This window comes from Pseudarthrobacter sp. C4D7 (assembly GCF_013359725.1).
Classification (GTDB): domain Bacteria; phylum Actinomycetota; class Actinomycetes; order Actinomycetales; family Micrococcaceae; genus Arthrobacter.
Genome location: NZ_JABFMW010000021.1, coordinates 23,401 through 45,997, shown reverse-complemented (window position 1 = coordinate 45,997; position 22,597 = coordinate 23,401). Strand labels below are relative to the sequence as shown.

The window sequence follows — 22,597 nt, the reverse complement described above, 5'->3', positions numbered from 1 at the left end:
TGAATACCAGATTGCCATACATAATGGCTTGGGAGGGTCTACCGGACTGATGAGTAGAGCTCCACATGGGGAAGCAGCAAACACAGGAGTAGGTCTTGACAGTTACAGCCGAAAACCGGGAACTCAACGTCGCACCTGGTTCGGTAGTTCACGTCCGTGATGAGGAGTGGCTGGTGACCAGCCTCGAGAAGTCCGTGGACGGAACGCTCATCAGGGTCCAAGGCCTCAGCGAGCTCGTCAGAGACACCACGGCGGCCTTCTACTCCGCCCTTGACGACATCGAAGTCGTAGACCCGGCCAAGTCCAAAGTCGTCGCGGATGACACCCCGAACTACCGTAAGGCGCGCCTCTTCCTGGAGACCACCCTCCGCAAGACCCCCACACCGCAGTCCGCGGAGCACCTCACGGTCTCAACGCGCATGCTCTCTCGAAACCTGAAGTATCAGCAGATCGCCGTCGCCAAAGCCCTGGACACCAAAAACATCAGGCCCCGTATTCTCATCGCGGACGCCGTCGGCCTCGGCAAGACGCTCGAGATCGGCATGATCCTCAGCGAGCTGGTCAAGCGCGGCCGCGGTGAGCGCATCCTGGTAGTCACTCCCCGCCACGTCCTGGAGCAGATGCAGCACGAACTCTGGTGCCGCTTCGCCCTCCCGTTCGTCCGCCTCGACTCCGCCGGCATCCAGAAGGTCCGCCAAAAACTGCCGGCCACGCGCAACCCCTTCACTTACTACAGGCGGGCCATCATCTCCATCGACACCCTCAAGAGCGCCCGCTACCGCGCCCACCTCGGCAAGCTGAACTGGGACGCCGTCGTCATCGACGAATCCCACAACCTCACCAACACAGGCACACTCAACAACGAGCTCGCCCGCATCCTCGCCCCCAATACGGAGGCCTTGATCCTTGCCTCGGCCACCCCGCACAACGGCCGCAATGAGTCCTTCGCCGAGCTCCTCCGCCTCCTCGACCCCACGGTCGTCCGCCCTGACGGGACCTTTGATCCCAAACAGGTGGAGAACCTCATCATCCGGCGTCATCGCCACAGTCCCGAGGTCGCCCAAGAGGTCGGCGCAGACTGGGCCGAGAGGGAGGAACCGGACAACCGGCTTGTCGCCGCGTCGGCAGCTGAGAATGCAATCGCCGAGGAGCTCTCCGATACCTGGCTTTACCCCAAGGGTCGTCCGTCCCCCTACTCAGGACAGAACGGGTCCCTGTTCTCCTGGACGCTCGCCAAGGCTTTCCTCTCCAGCCCAGCCGCTTTGCTGGAAACTGTGACGGAGCGTCTCAAAAAGCTCGACGCCGATGCCCCCACCGAGGCCAAAGAGACGGAGGCGTTGGGTCGCCTCCGTCAGCTCGCCGAAAACGCCAACACCGGCGAATCAGGCAAATACAACGAACTTGTCGCTTACTTGAAGAAGATTGGCGTCGGCAAGGTCTCCCCAGTGAGAGCCGTCGTCTTCGCCGAACGCGTCGCCACGCTTAAGTGGCTACAGGAGGCCCTGCCCAAAGCCCTCGGCCTCAAGCCCGAAAACGTTGGCCTCCTCCACGGCGGTCTCAGCGACGTCGAACAGCAGAACATCGTGGACCAGTTCAAGCGCGGCAACAGCCCGCTCCGTGTTCTGGTAACGGGCGACGTGGCCTCCGAAGGCGTCAATCTGCACGCCGAATGCCACCACCTGATCCACTTTGATATTCCGTGGAGCCTTATCCGGATCGAGCAGCGCAACGGCCGTATCGACCGCTTCGGCCAGCGCCACAAGCCCCAGATCACCACCCTTCTGCTGAACCCGAGCAACACCCGCTTCTCGGGCGACATCAAGGTGCTCACCCGGCTGATGGAGCGGGAGCACGAAGCCCACGCCGTACTGAATGACGTCGCCTCTCTCATGGGAAAGTACAGCGTCAAGCAGGAGGAGGACGCCATCCTGGATGTCCTTCTCGGCAAGAAGGAGTTCAAAGACACCGTCGGCGAGCCAGACCCGGACCCCGAGTCAGGCGACGTCTGGGACTTCCTGGACTTTGAAGCCCTCAAACAGGACGGACCAAGCGATGACGTACCGGTGGAGAAGCCATCAGGCCTGTACGCCACGGACCTGGACTTCCTCGAGGAAGCGCTGAACGAGGCCTTCGGCGAACCCCAGAAGAAACTCGGCTGGACCATCCACGCAGGCCACGGCCTGGCCGAGCTGAATCCGCCGGTGGACCTCCAGCACCGCCTCGGCTATCTCCCCCAGGACTATCTGTCCGAGCGCAAAGTCACGGAGCGCCTCAAGCTCGCCACCACCGTGGAAGCTGGCACCCGGGAGCTGGACCGGGCCCGCGAATCCGATGACATGAGCTGGCCTGAAGCCCACTACCTCGGCCCGCTCCACCCCGTCCTCGACTGGGCCAGCGACCGAGCCCTGGGGTCGATGTCCCGCAGCGAAGTGCTCGCCGTCCGTGGTGATGTTGATGCGCCGCAGGTCCTCCTCATGGGAACCCTCATGAACCGCCGCGGCCAGGTGGTGTCCAAGGCCTTTATCGCCGTCGAATTCCCTGACCCAAGCAACCCAAACTTCTGTATGGACCAGCCTCTTGAGGACCTGGGCGACCATCTGGCAGCTATCGGCGTCCATAACAAGTCCACCAATCCCGGCCCCGTTAGTCTGGACGGCCTGCAGGCCCTCATACCACGCGCAGTGGAGAACGCCAGACAGACAATGCAGATGACCTTCGAGGCCGCGGCCACGGCAGCTGAACAGCGGCTCCAGGCATGGACTAACCGTGCCACCGGCTGGACCCAGCTGTCCTTTGAACTCACACAGCGGGCCGAGGTCAAGAAACAGCGCGAGCGCGTCACCGAGGAACAGCTCATCGCCGAGTCGCTCGCGCCAGCCCAGCGGCTAGTCCGCCCGCTTCTGATCGCCGTTCCCCGCAATACTCCTACCGCCGTACCGGAAGGCGCTGACCAGTAATGCCGTCCTTTGATTCGATCGTTGTCGGTGAAGACTGGATCAGCGAACACTTCTTCACCACGGATTCCACCAAAGAGTCCTTTCAAGCGGAAGTCATCAGACTCCGGAAGTCCTGGGACGAGCAAGCCAAGGAAGGCCACCCGACCACGCTCTCCCGCTTCTCTGAAGTCCGCGGCCGGCTGCAGATCCTGCTTGCCGGGCTGGCCGAGGACCCTGCGGGCGCTCGCGAGGCATACGCCCTCCTGCGCACCGCGCTCGGGTTCAAAGGTACGACGGCCGCGGTCACCTTTCAGCGCAGCGGCACGGAGACATTGGTTCCCGGCGTGTGGGAGACAGACTACGCCGACGTCGTGTTTCTTGAGGCCGGTGCAGCTGACGCTGCTGAAGATGTTTTGTCATCGGTAAAGCCGCTCGGACGTGTGCTCGTCGACGGCAAGGAGTTGCCATCACTGACTCTGGCCAAGGTCGTCTCCGAAATTTACCTTTCAGAATGCGCGCCCAAGTATGTCGTTATTTTGGCCGGGCGGTGGATGGTTCTGACGGAGCAAGAGCGCTGGGCCGAAGGCCGGTACCTCGCGGCTGATGTCCTGCTGGTAGCGGATCGAAACGACATCAAGAAGTATTCTGAAACTGACCGCTTCCTGACCATCTTTGGTCGCGACTCGCTCATGCCAACTCCAGATGGATCCATCTGGTGGGACGGCGTACTTGAGGCATCCGTCAAGCACACCGTGGGTGTCTCCCAGGACCTGCGGGAGGGCATCCGCCGTTCCATCGAAATCATCGCCAATGACGTTCTCAAGAGACGAGTCTCGCAGGGTTTGCCCGTGGACAACGTAGACGGCCAGGCCCTGGCCCGCCAGTCCCTGCGCTTCCTCTACCGGATTCTGTTCCTCCTTTACGCGGAAGCGTCCCCGGAAATGGGTGTGTTGCCCATCGGGACCAGCGAATACAACGAGGGCTACGGCCTGGACCGCCTCCGGGAACTGACGCTCGTAAACATCCAGTCGCAAGAATCGCAGCGTGGTACGCACATCTATGAATCGTTGGAGCGGCTGTTCCGGCTTGTTGACGGTGGCCACCAACCTCGCCGCGAAACATCGGCCGCTGATGACCCTGCCGGAAATAACGAGGGACTCGTCTTCCAGCCGCTGAAGGCCGACCTTTTCCAAAAATCAGCCACGTCTCTCATCAATGACGCCAAGTTGAGTAACTCTGAGCTTCAGCGCGTCCTGCAGCACCTGCTACTGACCAAGGAAGCCCGCGGACAGGACCGCGGATTCATCTCCTACGCAGAACTCGGCATCAACCAACTTGGCGCTGTCTATGAAGGTCTCATGTCTTATACAGGCTTCATCGCGGCAGAGCCCCTCTATGAGGTAGCGAAGGACGGCAACCCGGAGAAGGGTTCCTGGGTGGTCCCGGTGGACCGCTCGGAATCGATCGATGCTAAGCACTTCGTGAAGTTCGAGGACGAGAGGACAGGCGAAAAGAAGCTCGTCCTACACGAAGCTGGGTCATTCGTCTTCCGGCTCGCGGGCCGCGAACGTCAACAGTCGGCGTCCTTTTATACGCCCGAGGTCCTGACCAAATTTGTTGTGTCCCAGGCGCTCGAAGAACTGCTGGATCAGAACGAGCAAACAACCGCAGCTGACGACATCCTGAACCTGACCGTTTGTGAGCCAGCACTGGGCTCCGGCGCGTTCGCCCTGGAAGCTGTCCGTCAGCTCGCCGACGAGTACCTGAAGCGCAAACAGGAAGAGCTGGACGTCCGTATCTCCGCGGACCAGTACCCGCGGGAGCTTCAGAAAGTCAAGGCGCAGATCGCCTTGCACCAGGTCCACGGCGTGGACCTTAATTCGACGGCGGTTGAACTCGCCGAAGTCTCCCTCTGGTTGGACACCATGGTGGAGGACCTGCAGGCGCCGTGGTTCGGGCTTCGTCTACGCCCAGGCAACTCGCTGATCGGCGCGCGCCGGGCTACGTATTCGCGGCAGTCAGTCAGCGACAAGTCCTGGCTCAAGAGCGCCCCGCAGGATGCACCCGTAACCGGGCTTGTCGAGGCCATGACTGGTGAGACGGACGATCCTAACGTGGCAGGTCGCATCCATCATTTCCTGCTCCCGGCCGAAGGATGGGGCGCGGCCGCAGATGTCAAAGAAGTTAAGGACCTGGCAGGGGAGGCACAGCAGGAGCTCAAGCGCTGGCGTAACAAGATCAAGGCCAAGCTCAGCAAGACCCAGCTGGACCGGATGGTTAGCCTTGGCCGCCGGGTGGAATCGCTGTGGAAGCTGACCTTGCGCAGGCTTCAAGTCGTCGAGGCTGAGGCCCGCCGGAACATCGACTACTTCGGCAAGCAGCCCTCTACTGTAGAGATGGACGATGCAGGCAGGCGGGTTCAGGCTGTCACCCGCGAACAGATTGAGCAGACTCTCAACGACCAGAATGGAGCCTATCAACGACTCCGCCGGGTCATGGATGCCTGGAACGCTCTGTGGTTCTGGCCGCTGACTGCGCGGGCGACCGGCGGCGGGGCAACACCTCCTACCCTGGATGATTGGATTGGTGCGCTCGAAGCGATTCTGGGCCTACAGGGCAAGGAATCGAAGATGGCTGGGCAGCACACCTTTGGTGCTGCATCGACCTGGGAAGAACTCAACGACGCCGAACGAGCTGACCTCGACTTTGCCCTGGTGGCCAACATCGAGATTGCCAAGAACCAACATCCATGGTTGCAGGTCTGTGAAGAAATTGCGGCTGACCAAGGTTTCTTCCACTGGGAACTTGACTTCGCTTCAGTGTTCGGACGTGGTGGCTTCGATCTCCAGGTGGGGAATCCACCTTGGGTTCGGCCGCGGTCTGATGAAGCTGCATTGTTGGCCGAAGGCGACCCATGGTGGCAGTTGGTCGAGAAGCCGACACAGGGTCAAATCAAGGTCAAGCGCGAGGAGACTCTCGCTCGACATGGCATGCAGGAATATTTCGTTGAGAACGCGCTTCCTACAGCGGTACTTTCGGAATTCCTTGGGTCAACCGGCGACTACCCGATGCTAGCTGGCCTGCAGCCGGATCTGTATAGGGCGTTTATGGTGCGCACTTGGCGGTCCACGTCGAAACGAGGTGTGATCGGCTTGATACACCCCGAATCGCACTTCACGGAGAAGATTGCTGCCCATCTCCGTGCCGAGACGTATCGACGAATTCGACGACACTGGCAGTTCGTCAATGAGCTTTCTCTCTTCGAAATTCATCACCGTATAACCTACGGCGTACACGTATACGGAACTCGTCGTGATTCTCCGCTCTTTCGCATGGCTGCATCTCTGTTTCATCCAGACACAGTTGTCCGTTCGGAGGCGCACGACGGATCTGGCGATGTTCCAGGCCTAAAAGACGCGGAGGGAAACTGGGAGATACGAGCACACGCGGAACGGATCATCGTCGTTGATGAGTCCGTGCTTGCCGTGTGGGCGAGCATTCTCGACGAGCCCGGCACGCCCGCTGTTCAGGCGCGGATGGTATATCCGGTGAACCGTGCAAGCTCCCGAGTGCTCGAAAAGTTAAGTCAAGCACCTCGAGTTCGGGACCTCCCGCTTCAGTATTCGTCTGGCTGGCATGAAACAGCTGACCGCAAGAGAGGGTACTTTGAGGTTGGCTCTGCTGTTCCCAACTCCTGGGACGACGTTATCCTGCAAGGCCCGCACTTCACGGTCGCAAACCCTTTTGCCAAGCAGCCCAACCCCACCATGAAGCACAATCTTGATTGGACGGAGCTGGACCTCGAGGCCCTCCCCGTAAACTTCATCCCGCGCACTAGCTATCAACGCGCCAGCGAGAAGCCCCTATATGACTCCAGTTTCGGGTCATGGGTGGCACCCGATGGGCGGCCGATTCAGCAACGGAGCCAGTACCGCATGGTTTGGCGGAGAATGGCCGCCGTCACTGGCGCTCGAACACTCCATCCTTCGGTGATCCCCCCAGGGGCTGCGCACGTTGATAACGTCTATGCTGCTGGGGTAGTTGTAGCGGACGACGCTCGAACGTTAGTGGCCGTAGCCGGTTTTTCGTCCTCATTGGTTGCTGACTTCCTGATGAAAGTCGTCGGTGCTTCCAAAATCTCCGGGGATGACATCGGACGGCTACCAATACAAATAAAGTCCCCATTCATCAACTCCATTGTGGAAAACTTCCTTAGGCTTATTTCACTTACAGAAGCCTTTACTTCTTTGTGTGCGGAGGCAGGAAACGCAGCGGCGGCCAAATCCGTCGTCCGTAAAGCAGCAGAGCGCCGTTTAATTCATGTGCAGCTGGATGTGCTGGCCGCTTTGTCTTTGGAGGTCACCGTCGATGAACTGTGCACCATCTATCGAACTCAGTTCCCTGTACTCCGAGGCTACGAAGATAACGACCTCTACGACGCTAACGGCCGCAAGGTGCCCGGAGACATCAACCGCCTCTACCGAAAGGTCGGCGAAAACCTGACCCTTCAGGAACGCACCTGGACGCACCCGCAGAGCGGCATCGAGTACGTCTTCGAGTTCCCATTCCAGAGCTTCGACCGGGAAGAGGACATGCGCAAGGCATACGCTCACTTCTCAAGCTTGTTGGAGGATAAGGCCTGATGTCGGAACTCTTGCCGACTATTCAAGCTGGCGACCTGCGCCGGGGTCTCTCGGACTACTTGGCAACGACGTTCGCCCTCACCGACGGGAATGCCCAGTCTGCCATCAAGGGCTTTCTTGCTGACCCGGAGAACGGCCTCTATAAGGGTTCATATGTCCGACTGCGCCTGCCGTTCGAGTCAGCTCCGCCGGGGTGGCGGGACTGTTTGGACTGGTACGAGGGGTTTGAGCCGTACGGCCATCAGGCTCGAGCGTTTCAGCGGTTGAGCAGCAAAGCCATCGGCAGCAACGCTGCCACCGCCAGGCGACGTCCAGAGCCTACGCTCGTGACCACAGGAACTGGCTCAGGGAAGACCGAGGCGTTCCTGTATCCCATCCTTGACCACGTGCTGAGGGCCAAACGTGACGGCGCCACCGGCATGAAGGCACTCATTCTCTACCCGATGAATGCACTGGCCAATGACCAGGCCAAGCGCCTGGCCGAGATGCTGACCACCTATTCCGAGCTCGCAGGAGTCACTGCCGGCATCTACACCGGGCAACAGGACACTAACCGCACCAAAGTTGCCAAGGACGGGCTTATCAACGACCGCCAGGTCTTTCGGGAAAACCCGCCGGACGTTTTGCTGACGAACTACAAAATGCTGGACATGCTCCTGCTCCGCCAAGAGGACGCCCCTCTCTGGCAGAAGTCCGCCACAAGCCTGCAATACGTCGTCCTCGACGAGTTCCACACCTACGACGGCGCCCAAGGCACCGACGTCGCCATGCTGCTGCGCCGGCTCGGGCTGTCGCTGAAAGGCTATTGGCCGGAACACCTCGTAAATCGTCCTGACGGTCTGACCGAAGAAGACCGAGCCCGCCCGCTCGGCCGAGTCACCCCCGTCGCCACATCCGCCACCCTCGGCAGCAAGGGTGACCCCGCGGCGATGCTCCGATTCGCTGAGACTGTCTTCGGTGAGGCATTTCCCCCTGAGACCGTTGTCACCGAGTCCAGGCTGAGCTCTGAAGCTTGGTCAGCGATGGGTTCCGGCAGGGTGCAGGCGAAGGACCTGCACGCCGTCGCACTGAGTCTTTCCGAAACTAACACGGCCGTAGCGGCACTGCGGCAATCCGGTGCCGGGCCGGAAATCGTCATTGAACCAGTCCTCGACTCTCTCTTCGAACAGCGTCCTAGGGACCTGCTCGACGCCATGCGTACGCACCCGCTCACCGCAGCCCTGCTGGATCACGCAACAGCCGCCGTCGAGTTGGCCAAACTCTCACAGAGAATCTTCCCGCCGCATGACCTGCCGGAGGGCGTTAGCGCCTCGGACGCCGAAGAATTTTTATCCCATGTCATTGGGCTCCTCAGCCACATCCGTGCACGCCATGGCCGTGAGGCCATTACCGTCGAAACCCACCTTTGGATCCGAGAAATGTCCCGGGTCGATGCAGCTGTGGACACAGTTCCACGGTTCCGATGGTCGGATGACGGTATTGACCAGTCGAACGACATGTTCTTGCCCGCCGTGTACTGCCGGCACTGCGGGAGGTCCGGCTGGGGCGCCGTCCTGGCACCAACAGGCATGGATCTGGAGCTGGACGATTCCAAGATCCGGGAGGAGCGCCTGGCGAACAACCCGAGGTTCAGAACTCTCATTTCCGCCGCCGCCGAGGCCGACATCATCGAGTTCGGTCAGGACGGTGTGGAACAGGTCCAGGGATTGCACTGGCTGCACACCGTCAACCGGGGACTCTCCAAGACTCCTCCTGCTGCCGACAGCGCGGACTTGGCTGAAGGCCGAGTCATTCCTGTGCTGATGCTGACCGGACAGGATGCGGACGATCAATCAAAGCGGGACGTCTGCCCGTCTTGCCTGGCCAAAGAAGGCATTGCGTTTATGGGCAGTGCGATCGCCACGATGCTCTCCGTGAGCATCTCCAACCTCTTCGGGGCTGAGGGTTTGGACGAGGGAGAGAAGAAGGCCCTGGTCTTCACAGACAGCGTGCAGGACGCCGCCCACAGGGCCGGCTACGTCCAATCGCGCTCGCACACCATGACGCTCCGTACAGCGCTGCGCCGTGCCCTGACCGAAAACACGGCGACACTCTCAGAGGTAGTCGAAGCGGCCATCACCAATGCGAAAACTCCGGCGGAGCGTTATCAGCTGGTGGCACCCGAATACGTAGACCGGCAGAGCTTCCGCCAGTTCTGGAACCCGAAAGCCACACCGGCAGAACAAGCCCGGGGACGCCGGTTCGCCAGGCGCCGCCTGCAGTTCGACGCCCTCCTGGAGCTCGGCTTGCAGTCCCGCACGGGCCGGACTCTGGAGCTCACCGGTTCGCTCGCCGTCGAGACGGACGCTGGCAACGCCACCCGCATGCTCGCAGTCGCCCGCCGGGCGTACGATTCGGCGCAGCACCAGACGATGGCGGGAGACACTCCGCCTACAGACCAGCAATTGCTGCAGTGGATCCGCGGCACCGTGGAGCGCGTCCGCCTTCAGGGCGGCATCAATCACGAGTGGCTCAAGGGATACATCGCTACGGACGGCAAGCGGTGGCAGATTTGGGGAGGCCGGCCCAAAGGTGAAGGCATGCCGGCTTTCCCGTCCGGGCGTCCCGCACCAGCCTTCCCGCGGATTGGCCGTGCGGACGCCGCGACGGACAATCTGGATACCGTCACTCCATCAACCTCCTGGTACTCCCGGTGGACGGCACGCTGCCTCGGCATTGCGCCGTCGGACAGCGGCTACCTTTCGAAGGCTCTGATCATCGCGCTGGAAGATGACGGGGTGCTGGGCAAGACCAGCACCAACTCTGGAGCTGACGTCTATTGGCTGGATCCGGCAAAGATCATGCTCTCCGTTCCCGCTGTCGATGACCTCGAGTCCGGCCGCCATGTCCTCGCGTGCAAGGTCTGCAAGGCCGTGACGCCGGGGAGCCTGACCGTCATCGACCAGCTCGACGGCGCCCCGTGCACTCTGGTTCGGTGCAGCGGCAGGCTGGAACGCCAGGCGGGCGACGCCCGGAACTTCTACCGGGACCTCTACTCCTCGCGGGAAAGCAAACGCGTGGTTGCCCGGGAGCACACCTCCCTCCTGGACGACAAGACCCGTATTCTCTACGAGACCCAGTTCAAGTCGGGATCCGACAATCCGCAGGCTCCCAATGTCCTGGTGGCCACGCCCACTTTGGAGATGGGCATCGACATCGGCGACCTCTCCTGCGTCATGCTTGCCTCGCTGCCTACTTCGGTCGCTTCCTATCTGCAGCGCGTCGGCCGTGCAGGCCGCCTGACCGGCAACTCGCTGGTCCTCGCGTTCGTCCGGGGCCGCGGCGAGCATCTGCCCAAACTTCACGACCCCCTCTCAGTCATCAACGGTGAGGTCCGTCCGCCTGCAACCTATCTGGACGCAGAGGAGATTCTGGGGCGCCAGTACGTCGCTCACGTGGCAGACCGGTTCGCCCGGACCGCCGGCCGCCCGCACCCGCGCGACGCGGTCCAGGCGCTGGGAAGCGTTGCACCGGGCTCGTTCATCGGGGACCTCATCCAGGACGGCACGATGAATGCCAAAGGTTACCTGACTGAGTTCCTCGGCCAGTTCGGCGAAAAGGTCTCCGAGGGAAGCCGCCAGCGGCTGATTGCGTGGGCCTCGGAGCACGACGACGGCGAGCCCAGCGGTCTCGCCCGTCACCTGGTCCGGGCGGCGGGGGAGTGGAAAGCCGACATCGACGAGCTGGAGGCCCGTCGCAAGGAAATCGACAAGGCTCTCCCGGAGCTGGAGGCCGCAGCCAAAGAAGCGGAGCGGTTGGAGGACAAGTCCTCTGATGCAGTTCAGGCCCTCCGCACTGCCAAAGCGACGCTCCGCATGATCGGCGACCAGCTCAAACAGCTCCGCGCTGACTATTGGATCTCCGTATTGGAAGCGTACGGCGTCCTGCCCAACTACACGTTGCTGGACGATTCCGTGTGCCTTGACGTGGGGCTGTCCTGGAAGGACGCCGACACACAGGAGTTCGTCACGGACACCGTGACGTATAACCGCGGCGCCTCCGTAGCGCTCAGCGAGTTCGCTCCGGGCGCGACGTTTTACGCCCAGGGCATGGAGATCCTGATCGACGCAGTGGACCTCGGGCCGCAGCAAAGCCACATTCAGAAATGGCAGGTGTGCCCGCAGTGCGGCTGGATCAAGACGGACGTGGGAACCAGCGCACCGGTGACCAGCTGCATCAGGTGTACGACGGCGGCGATCGCCGACATGGGCCAGATCTTCGACGTCGTGGTCATGAAGAAAGTCTCCGCCGAGGTCCGGCGCGACGAGGCAGCCATCAACGACCGCCGCGACAACCGCGTCCGTGAACGGTTCACGATCGCTGCGGCGGCTGATATTGACCAGCAGCACCTGCAGAAGCGCTGGTTCGTGGAAGGTTACGAGTTCGGCGCGGAGTACTTCAACAGGGTGGACATCCGGTGGATCAACACCGGGCGGACGGCATCGAACGGCGGGGTACGGACGATTGCCGGCGACGACGTGCGCACACCGATGTTCCGGCTGTGTTCCTACTGCGGCCAGCTGGACCAGTCAGCCAAGGAGAACCGGCCGAACGAGCACCGGTTCTGGTGCAAGTTCCGGAAGGAAACCCAGGAGAGCATCAAGGAAGTGGTCCTGGCGCGCGAGCTCAATACGCAGGGCGTGGTGCTGCACCTTCCGCTGGATGTCACCTACGGCGATGATTTCTCCGTGCCGAGTCTTCAGGCCGCGCTGCTCATGGGTCTCCAGAAAGTCCTGGGCGGAGCACCGGACCATCTCGGTGTCCTGCGGATCAACGATCCTGCACATGGCGGTGGCCGAATAGCGCTGATGCTTCATGACAAGGTGCCCGGTGGCACGGGTTATTTGGCCGAGTTCGCAGATTCAAAGCGAGTCTGGGAACTGCTCCACGCAGCGTGGGAAATAGTGCGTGACTGCAGCTGCCGTTTCGAGGAGCGGCTCGCCTGCCACCACTGCCTCCTTCCTCACGCCGAGCCCTGGCAGGTCGACAAGGTTGCCCGCGCAAGCGCGGAGCGGCTGCTTGGTCTCCTGCTGCGCTCTGGGCAGAAACCCGCTGATGGTGAGGTCCCGCCGTCGTTCGCGGACTGGACGGTGACTGAAGAAGCGCCGAGCGCGCAGACCTCCATCGAATCACTTCTGGAAAAGCGGTTCCGGAAGGCCTGGATGGACCGCCTCAAAGCAGTGGGCGCGCACACCAAGATCACACCAGATGCGCTTGCGGACACTATTACCTTCCGCATTCCCGGGCAGGACTTCCAGTGGCAGCTTCTCCCGCAGGTGGATATTGCCGGCACCCGACCGGACTTCCTGCTGAAAGGCCCGCCGGACCCGAACTTTCCGGTGCTGGCGATTTATACCGACGGTTTCGCGTTCCACGCGTCGCCGGAGCACAACCGGATCGCGGACGACGCCGAGAAGCGCGACAAGCTTCGGCACACCTCGGCGTTGTCTTCGGCTGTGATCCCTTGGGCCGTTACATGGGAGGACGTGAATGCCTTTGAAGCTGGTCCGTCGGCGCCGGTTACGTTGCCGTCCTGGGCAAACGGCAAGCTGAACGCGCAGCTGATGGCCAAGTTCCCTGTGGACGCGTCCATCATGGGTGTGCTGGGGCGGGATGCCATGAGCATGCTCTGGCAGTGGGTCAACAAGCCGGATCCTGAAGCCTGGACCAAGTTCTCGGAACTGGTGCCGCTGATGCTGATGCAGGAGAAGCCGCAGCCTTCGGAGGCGGACGCTGTTTACGGGCATGCTGTGGCCTTGGCCCGTGGAGAAGGGCCACCGCTGCCCACCGGCAGTGTGCCCGCCTGGACGTGCAGATCCGGCAGCGATGGCTTTGCTGCCGCGGGCTCGCCTAACAGCCTGTCCACGATCGCCGTCGGCCTTTGCCTTGATGATCGGCAGGATGCACTGGCTTCTCCTTCACACGAAGCCTCTTGGCGTCTTTGGCTGCAGCTCTCGAACCTCCTGGCATTCAAACCCATAGGTTTGACCATCGGATCCGTAGCTTCCAACGTGAGCGCCGGTGGTTCGGTTACTGCAGAAGTCGCTCGACAGCAGATGGCGGACGAGGTCGGACCTGCGTGGAGGCCACTTCTGGATCAGGCAACTGAATTCGAAAAAACACTGCTGTTGCAGCTTGCCACTGCCGGTCTGGACGTTCTGCCCGAGCTGGGATACGAGGTGGACGGCATGCCAGTTTCAATCGCGTGGCCGGACCATCATCTTGCCGTTGTATTTGATGGTGACGAACGTGAAGGGCTGGAAGCCTCGGGATGGACCACCGTGGGAATTGACGTTGATGAGATACGTGAACTGCTGAAGGTAAAGGGGGCTTGACGTGGCACTCGTGACATGGATCAAGCAGAAGGACAAGATCGACGGCGCAATGAAGGCTAAGGTCTACTCCTTCTTTGAGAAGTTGCAGAAGGATGACACTGCACCGGGCCTCCATATCGAACCGATGCATACGCCTGCCGACCCTCGCGTCCGCACTGGCCGTATCGATTTGAACTACCGGGCAGTGCTGTTCAAGGTCGCCTTTGAGAACATTCCGCACTACTTCTACTACGGTGCATGGCCCCACGACCAGGCCATCGACATCGCCCGATCCAGCGTGCTGCAGGTGAACTCGGTCAACGGTGTTCTCGAGGTTGTGCGTGCCTCAACGCCGGCTCCCGTGCCGCCGTCGGACACTGTCATCGAGGAGCCAGCCGACGTAGTCGAGCCTGAGGCTCCTGAGGAGGAGACAGAGACCGAATCACCACAGCTCTGGACGAACCCGTTGGCAGCGTGCGGAATGGATCAAAGCGAGTTGGTGGCAACCCTCGGCCTCGCTGCTGATCTTGTGGACAGAGTCTTCGCTGCTTCTTCTGATGAGGAGCTTCTGGATGTTCTAGGCGATGCCCCGGAGTGGCAGGCCACTGCGCTGCTGGAGCTTGCCGCGGGTACGTCTATTTCGGATGTTCAAGACAAGCTGGCCCTGAGCCGCTACGTCGACAACCCGGAAGAGTCCGAAGAGGACAAGATCAAGCGGGCGCTCGAGCACCCGGCAACGAAGATGCAGTTCACGTTCGTGGGGGACAACTCCGAAGAACTGAAGAAGGTCATCGAAGGCGGCGACTTCGACTCCTGGCGTACCTTCCTTCACCCCGAACAGCGCGTTTATGCCGAACGCCGCTACAGCGGGTCCTTCAGGCTTTCCGGCGGTGCCGGCACAGGCAAAACCGTTGTGCTGCTACACCGGGCAAGGGCGATGGCGCATGCGGAGCCTTCTTCTCGCATAGTGCTGACGACATACACCACTACCCTTGCTGAGTCGCTTGAGAGTGGACTGGCAAAACTCGACGCCGATCTGCCTCGCGCATCGAAGCCCGGCGAGCCGGGTATCCACGTTGCCGGCGTGGATTCGCTCGTCAGCAAGGTCTTTCGCGCCGCCTCCGAAGTGGAACAGCGGCAGTCGATGAAGGATCTGTTTGGCCTTGAGGCTGCAGCTCCGGGCAAGATACTGGAGGCCGATCGAGCGCGCCAACAGTGGGAATCCGCGCTTAGCGACGTGGAGCACGAACTCGAGCCTGAGCTCGCCAACCCCACATTCCTTCAGCAGGAATACGAGACCGTCGTGCTGCCAAACTTCATTGCGGGTAAAGACGAGTATCTCAAGGTCCCCCGCGCGGGGCGCGGCACAGCACTCAATCGTGCCAAGAGGCTGTCCGTATGGAAGGTCATCGAGGGCTACAGGTACTACAACCGGATCGACATGCATGCCTCCTTTGTTGAGATGGCACACCTCGCAGCTTTGATCCTGAGGCAGCGCGCCGAGAAGGGCCTGACTCGGATGGCAGACCACGTTCTTATCGACGAGGCCCAGGATTTGCATGCAGGTCACTGGCTATTCCTTCGGGAACTGGTGCAGCAGGGTCCTGACGACCTGTTTATTGCAGAGGACTCCCACCAGCGCATCTACGGACAGAAGGTGCCGCTGTCCCGTTTTGGCATCGGAATTGTCGGCAGGTCTCGGCGGCTGACCCTCAACTACCGCACCACACAGCAGAACCTGGCGTACGCCGTCGGACTTCTGAAAGGCATTCCGGTCACGGACATCGAGGGCACCGATGAATCCGTAAACGGATATACGTCTTCCCGTGTGGGACCGAAGCCGCAGGAACACGCGGCAACATCCTATGTGGAGGAGCTGGACAACCTCGCCCAGACGCTGCGGACATGGCAGGAGGAAGGCGTGCCGCTGGAAACAGTCGGCATCCTGGTTCGCGCGAACTTCCAGATTGGCAAGGTAATCAGCGGACTAAACGAACGGGGACTAGAGGCGCGGATTGCCGGATCCGCCGCTGCTTCCGGTGTGCCGGCAGTGATGACTATGCACCGATCAAAGGGCATGGAGTTCACTCGAGTTGTTCTGTTCGGCATGTCGGATCAGTCGATGCCGGCCGCATACCAGCTGCAGAATCTGGCTCCGGCCGAACAAGCGGATGCGCTTCTGCGCGAGCGTTCGCTCCTCTATGTGGCTGCTACGAGGGCGCGGGATGGGCTTGTTGTGTCATGGAGCGGCAAACCGTCAGAGCTGCTTGGTACAAAGTAGTTTCCATACGTAACGGCAATTGGGGGAGAAATGGCGGCAGGATCGACAGCGACGAAGTCCCGATGGTGGGACGGAGACGCCAAACAGCGGTACTGGATGGAACTGGTCAACGTGGACACATGGGGGAGCGAGCTCATTGCACCCGATACACCGCGTTATGACTTGATGAAGGATGTACGCGTTGGAGATGTTGTTCTCCATTGGGTTGGGAAGAACAACCCAATGCGCTTCAAATCCGGTATGTATGGTGCGTCGATCGTAGCGGGGGAGCTTCAGCCCCGCGCAGGGGACTGGTACGGGAAGCCCGCAAACACGATTCCCCTGACGAACTACACGCCTTTGCCTCACCCCTATCTCCTGACCGATCTCCGTGCAGATCATCAGTCCGACATCCTCGGCATTAAGAGCGAACTTGAACGTGATTACTCCGGGCGTGGCAAGTTCACCATCTATTTTCCGTTTCAGGAGCATCCGAGGAGCGGGCTGAAACCGAACCAGGGATATCTGTTCAAGCTTCCGGCGGAGGTCATCGATGCGGCTCCGGACCTACTGCCTGATAGTGACTGGGGTGGCTTTGACCGGCCCCTAATTGCACCTCCTGTGAGTGGGCAAAACGGCGTGCGTCAGCGGTACGCTGGCTTTTGCGCGGATCCCGTCCTTAAGAAAGCCATCGAGGTGCAGGCCGTGCGGCAGGCGATTAGGCACTACGCGGCTTTGGGGTTCGCGGTGGAGGATGTCGGAGCCTACCGGTCCTACGACCTCGAAGCAGTGCGGGGGGACGAAGTTCGCCGTGTCGAAGTCAAGGGCTCGCAAGGTCACGTTCAGAAGGTCATCCTCACCCGCAACGAGGTGACAAATGCCAACGAGTACGCCCAAACGGACTTAGTTGTCGTTGCTGAGATTCCATGGGAGCGCCATCTGGATGGCAAGATCACTACCGCAGACGGGCTGATGAGTGTGTATCCCGACTGGACGCCGTCGCCCGAAAACCTCGTGCCCTTGAGCTATGAGTACTTCCTGGATTAGAACTGCTACGAGATGGGTGGGGGTCGGACCCCCGACCCCCCACCCATCAGGCCCTAGTAAACCTTGTCCGCCAGCTTGTCCGCGAGATCAGAAGGCGCGAAGTCCTTCGTGTGATAAGTGGTCCACCCCTGCTCCGCGAGCCAGTCGTCCCGTTCGTCGTCGCGGTCCACGAGTACTGCCACTCGGGAGGAAGGCCACAACAGATCTACCTGCCACTGGTTGTCTGGGCCGATGTCTGCCCCCCAGTCTCCGAGCTCCACCTCGACTTCTACAAGTTCGGGGATCAGTTCCTTCAATTCGTGACCGGATTCGGCAAAGACGGTCAGCCAGGCGCTCTGCCGGATGCTTTCGGGAACGTCGACATGCTCGGGCCCTGCAGATTGCTTCACAGCTGAACCGCCAGGCTCTCCCAGCGGATTCAACTTGGCCCACTCAAGAAAACCGAGCCCGATTTGGCCGTGCACGCCGAATAGGGTGCCTCGATCTAGATTCGAGTTAAACAGTTCGCAGCTGGTCTCCGGGACGAGGACGCAGCAATGGCAGGCCGCGAGGTTACGGGCATCTGTACCAGAGCCACGGGATTCGATGCACACAGGGTCCGCTGAGCACCATGACGTCCGGAACAAACCTTCGTCCAGGGCAGGGCCAAGCCGCTTTGGGCTCGCCTGCGCCGCAATGCCGCCCAGGCTGCCAGCCGAGTCCGATGAGGCCGTGTAAAGGAGCACTCCGACCTGATCCTGACCCACATAGAGACGTTCCCGGATTGAAGATGCCGGGTAGCCTGCATCGAGAGAAAGCTGGTCAATGATGATGTGGGACAGTGTGTGGACCAGGGTCTCTACAATGCTCGCAGGGGCGGGGTCCAGTCCCCGCTGCTTTGCTGCACGCTTGGCATTGATCCACAAAGTGTTTTCCCGGCTTGCGGCAAAGTCAGTTTTTGCCCACGCTTCAACCTGTGACCTGTCCAGGGCTACGAAGAGTCCCTCGCCGAGCGTCTCGATTGCTGGCAGCCAATTCTGTCGGTTGTCGTCAGGGGAGAGCGGTGACAGCTTTGCGTCGGGCTTGTCCTCGCCTCTCGGTTGCAGGCGGCTAAACCCGTAGAGTGCACGTACTTCCCGTAGCCGGGTGATTTTTCGGGCAGCCTTGATCCAATGCTGGTGGTCGGCCGGCACGGCAACTTTCTCGGCGACAAAGTCCGTGTCCGGGCTATCCTTCCGGCCGTTCATCAGCGCAAGGAACTCTTGCTCGCGAAGCTGGTCTTCCGAGAGCTCAGTCTCTTCACTGCCGTGAAACTGGCGTCTGATTTCCGCCCGCAGCTCGTCCACAGAGAAGCGCCCATCAAACTCCTGAACAACGCCCTCCAAAACCCATGCGGACGCCGGTTCAAGTGCCTGGGGCTGGCTTAATTGGGCAGCCTTCGACGTCACGACCTTGGCGAGAAACTCCGAGTAGGGCGGAATCGAGATTGCAGATCGTACGACTGGAAACCAGACGTTAGACGCGCCACGCTGCACGGTCTTTGGAGGCTTACCGCATTCACGCTCCCGGTATCCCCAGCCCAGCCACGGCCGGTTCCCCTGGCATTTCATTTCCTTCAAGGCGATGGAATTGAAGGCGTCGGCCATTGTCCGGGATTTTCCGCACGAGCACCGGACCACCATATCGGCCAGGGAAGATGTCCGGCCTTCCGAGGCCAGCGAGAGCAAGTGGTTGGCATCCTCTGTCGGCGTGAAACCATGAACCCAATAGGAATAGGGAAAGTCGTCGATATGTCCGTCCTCGCACGCGACGACGAATCGCGACGGAGTCAGTGGTGCCAGCGACTTACATAGGCCACACTTGGGATCCTCGTAGGACGCCTGTAACTGCTGGACCCTCCCAAGGCGGGCGCAGTTCGGACAGACAAGCATCTGTGGGAAACGAACTACCGGAATCTTTCCGCGAACTCCCGCCGGGGGCAGGAGGAGCTCAGACACTCTCAGGCTTCTAGCCAGACGTGGCTCAATGACCGGCTTCAAATGCTTCCGGTCCCACTGATCAATGCTGGTGATCATGAAGCTGTTGTTTTCAGCAGGGAACAGGCTGCCGACTCCGAAGGTGGAGATCAACTGGCTGCGCCGGGCGGCATAGGTCTTTCTAGCCAAGGGTGGCATCCTTCCTCATTGGGGCCGGCCGGAGGGCGGTCTCTGCGTCAACGTCGCGCATACTGCGGGGTGTGGGCCACGGAATGGTACTTGTGCTGTAGACGAAATCAGGGTCTTCAAGGGCCTTGCTGGAATCGATGAGCAGCGAACGTGGCGAATTCCGCTTGCCCTCGTAAGGCAGATCGGCGTCAGCGAGGGCTGCTTTCCGCCATATGTTCAGAAGTCGCTCTAGCTCTTCGCGCGTGGCTGGTGCCTCATCTTGGTCCAAACACTTGTCGATTTCCGCGACTCGATTCCCGACGAGGGACAGGACTTGGTCAACTACCTGCGATTCGTTCCGTACATTTCCAGCACTAGTCCGGAGGTCGGGCACAAGCATTCTCAATGCGGATACTAGGACTGCGTGGAGGCCGCGATCCCTGGATCTGGCTGCAAAAGGCGTCGCGCTGGTTGCTTCAACGGCCCGATACAGAGCTCCATGAAAGTCGTTGAACGATTCGTAGTGTGAGCGGTCCCGTGTGCGCGCTGCGTTGAAGATGGTGACTACCAGGCCCGGGTGCTGTCGCCCGACGCGGCTCGTCGCTTGAATGTACTCCGCGCTTGATTGCGGCTGTCCCATGACTGCCATGAGACCCAGACGGTCGACGTCCAGGCCAACTGAGATCATGTTCGTGGCTAATACGACGTCTTCAGGGACCTGGCTACTCATCAAGCTCTTCTCCAAGGACTTGAGCGCCTCTGGAATTTTGTGGTTTTCAACGCGGCTTGTCAGCTCGCTCAGTTGAATTCCACGCCCCTCCAGCCTGCCTTCGCGTTTCGCCAGTAGATTAAGGCGGGCCCGGACGTCGTCGTATACCTGAAGGTAAGCGGAGCCAAGAACACGGAGACTGTTGAAGTACCCCATTAGCGTCCAGTAGGGGTCACGGTCTTCGGCCGTTGCCGCCTCGATAATGTTGGCCGAGTGCAACAACGAGGCGTAGGTGCGGACCATCAGCGTCGCGTGACTGGTGCCGGACGCGAGCACTCCAACGTATTGGCGTGTCCCGAATTGGTCGGAGGGAGCCTTCTGGGCAAAGAAGGAGTCGTCAGGATCAAGACCCGGGGGTGGGAAGAGGCTGGATTGTCGGTTGAAGACGGAGCGAATCTGGTCTTGTGCCCTTCGAATCGTAGCCGTGGAGGCAACGATCTTTGGCTTTCTGGCTTCTGAGCCCCCTTCACGCCCGATGCCACTGGCAGCCAAGTCGACAGCCGTTTCGAACAATCCAACGGTAGAACCGAGGGGTCCGGAAATAAGGTGTAGCTCATCCTGGATGATCAGGTCCGGGCCCAGGTCAGTAGGGGAGAGGCGTCCAAAAAGGGTAGCAATGTCGCCCCGCCAAGACATGCCGGCGAACTTGTCGACGGTGCCGATCACCAGCTCTGGGCGCTCCCTATAGACGTCCGTGTCGACTATATGAACTGGAAGGCCGCCAGCGAAGTCGCAAGAGCGATTGGAGCACGTCACAGTCATGCGATCTGTCGGTACCTTGGTGATCTGGTAGTCGTCGACTGTGAGTCGGGTGCCACACCAAGGGCATGCTTCTATCTGTTTGGGGTTGCCTTCGATGACTTCCTGGTTGTTCCTGAGCTTTCCGAGATTCGTCCTCGCAGTCGCAATATCGTTCGGGGTGGCGCCTCCGCCGACCCAGAGGCCGATGCTGAATGGTGCGTCTCCAAGACGCTTGTCGTTGTCCAGCCGCACGGATTCCAGCGAGCAGATGAGCATGGCGGCGCGCTCGAACTGTTGGATGGTCAGAAGTCGCAACGTGTAGCGCATGATCACAGCAACGCCGCGAACACTGGTATCGCGAAGTCGCCGAAGCAGCAGAAGATAGGCGATAAGCCCGAGATATGCTTCGGTTTTGCCACCACCCGTGGGAAACCAGAGGAGATCGGCTACGTCCCTCTCCTCGTGTTGGTCGTCCGTCAGAGACGGCAGGTTGATGAGGATGAAAGCGATCTGGAAGGGGCGCCAGCTCTGCTCGCCGAGATTGAAATCGCCCTTGGCTCCTTTTCGTACCCAGTCCTGGCGGGAACGCTGCATGTGCATTGCTTTGTTCGCGAGCTGGAAAGCCTCGAAGGCTTTCGCATCCTCGGCGAGCAATCTGATTCCAGCCTTGATGCGACTGTGGGCGATCCCCGCCTGCTTCATGTGTTCATCCGCGACTCCGCGCAGGTGGGGTGGCACGTACGCTGGCCCGTCCTGTGTTGCAGATGCAGTGGATGCCGCGATCCAGGTCGAGTAGTCCTCAGCGAGGCGGCTGAGTTCGGCAACAACTTCGTCACGTGGTGCTGTTGCCATAAAAGGCAGCGACAGATTGGCGGCACTGCCTCCAGCCATGGATCTGTGGACGTCTTGCCGGGGGACAAACGTTGACGAGACTCGTCGACAAAGCCGCCCTTCGACGTCGGAGTCTTGTACTTCGATTGCGCACCCGTGGCCTGCCCCGAAGACCATGTGGTTGCGGTAGAGAAGCTCCGAGGACGCCAAGTCGGAGTCGGACGGGACGCTGGTGCGGAGCTTGGAACGGTCTACCAGCGCCGGGACTGACGTGTGAACTGAAACGCCGGCCTGGAACCAGCACGCCACATCCTTGTCGGCGCTTGGGTCCGGCTTGGGCTGCGTGTTTCGGAGAACAACAGTGACGGTAACAACAGCATCTTCCGGGGCACGCACCAATGCATACAGCTCCAAGGCGCCGCCTTCAAGCAGGTGACGCTGAGGTCCAGATGCAGCAAGATCTACCTCGATCTCGGGAAGATCAGCGGCGGTTCGCTGCCAATCAAAAGTGTCACGCCGTTTGCTGCCGCTCTCCCTGACGGTAGCTATTGGCGTATACCGCGCTGCGGTTGGGGTGACAGCCACGGACGTGGAACGGTTTGTATCAACGGAGACGGTAACCCCTACACTGCTGGGATAAGTCAGGCGGGCGTTCGCGACGGAGCTGTCCACAGAGGCCTCCCCTGACGCTGCAGCGACCGACTCCGGCTCATCAGGGGCTTCGATGTAGGTATCGTCAGCAGCGGGCCAAAGTACTCCCGTCACATAGCGCTCCAGCGGACGTTCCGTGATGAGTTCGTCGGCAGACCCCGGTCCATAAAGATCTGTTTCGAGGCGGTCCACCATTTCACGGCGGAAGGCGTACTTGGCATCGAGTTTCGACACTTATTGCTC

Annotated in this window: 7 protein-coding genes; 5 read left to right on the top strand and 2 right to left on the bottom strand. The window is 60.7% G+C overall.

Features of this window, described 5'->3' with window-relative positions; all coding sequences use genetic code 11:
* Positions 1 to 95 precede the first annotated feature (95 nt).
* The 5 genes from HNO81_RS14415 (at position 96) to HNO81_RS14395 (ending at position 17,239) form a co-directional block, all read left to right on the top strand.
* Positions 96 to 2,957, top strand: coding sequence for a helicase-related protein (locus HNO81_RS14415; RefSeq protein ID WP_175318793.1), 2,862 nt, complete (start codon positions 96 to 98; stop codon positions 2,955 to 2,957).
* Positions 2,957 to 7,579: an Eco57I restriction-modification methylase domain-containing protein gene (locus HNO81_RS14410; RefSeq protein WP_175318792.1), complete on the top strand. Its 4,623-nt coding sequence runs from the start codon at positions 2,957 to 2,959 to the stop codon at positions 7,577 to 7,579. Before HNO81_RS14415 ends, HNO81_RS14410 begins: the two co-directional genes overlap by 1 nt.
* Complete coding sequence (locus HNO81_RS14405) at positions 7,579 to 13,953, top strand: DEAD/DEAH box helicase (protein ID WP_175318791.1); 6,375 nt, start codon at positions 7,579 to 7,581, stop codon at positions 13,951 to 13,953. The genes HNO81_RS14410 and HNO81_RS14405 overlap by 1 nt, the downstream gene beginning before the upstream one ends.
* Before the next feature lies 1 nt (position 13,954).
* Positions 13,955 to 16,213, top strand: a complete 2,259-nt coding sequence (locus HNO81_RS14400) for a 3'-5' exonuclease (protein ID WP_175318790.1) — start codon at positions 13,955 to 13,957, stop codon at positions 16,211 to 16,213.
* Positions 16,214 to 16,309: 96 nt separating this feature from the next.
* Positions 16,310 to 17,239 (top strand): protein NO VEIN domain-containing protein, encoded by a 930-nt coding sequence (locus HNO81_RS14395; RefSeq protein WP_175318789.1) that lies wholly within the window; start codon positions 16,310 to 16,312, stop codon positions 17,237 to 17,239.
* A 53-nt stretch (positions 17,240 to 17,292) separates the two neighbouring features.
* Here the strand turns inward: HNO81_RS14395 and drmB are convergent, their stop codons facing one another.
* The gene (gene drmB / locus HNO81_RS14390) at positions 17,293 to 19,383 is read right to left on the bottom strand and encodes a DUF1998 domain-containing protein (RefSeq protein WP_175318788.1); all 2,091 of its coding nucleotides are present in this window, start codon (positions 19,381 to 19,383) and stop codon (positions 17,293 to 17,295) included.
* Complete coding sequence (locus tag HNO81_RS20460) at positions 19,376 to 22,588, bottom strand: helicase-related protein (RefSeq protein WP_217509458.1); 3,213 nt, start codon at positions 22,586 to 22,588, stop codon at positions 19,376 to 19,378. The genes drmB and HNO81_RS20460 overlap by 8 nt, the downstream gene beginning before the upstream one ends.
* Between the last annotated feature and the right edge of the window lie 9 nt (positions 22,589 to 22,597).

Bases quoted from the DNA above. Each gene is read 5' to 3' on its own strand.
- HNO81_RS14395 (WP_175318789.1), top strand. From the start codon at position 16,310: ATGGAACTGGTCAACGTGGACACATGGGGGAGCGAGCTCATTGCACCC.
- HNO81_RS14410 (WP_175318792.1), top strand. From the start codon at position 2,957: ATGCCGTCCTTTGATTCGATCGTTGTCGGTGAAGACTGGATCAGCGAA.
- HNO81_RS14405 (WP_175318791.1), top strand. From the start codon at position 7,579: ATGTCGGAACTCTTGCCGACTATTCAAGCTGGCGACCTGCGCCGGGGT.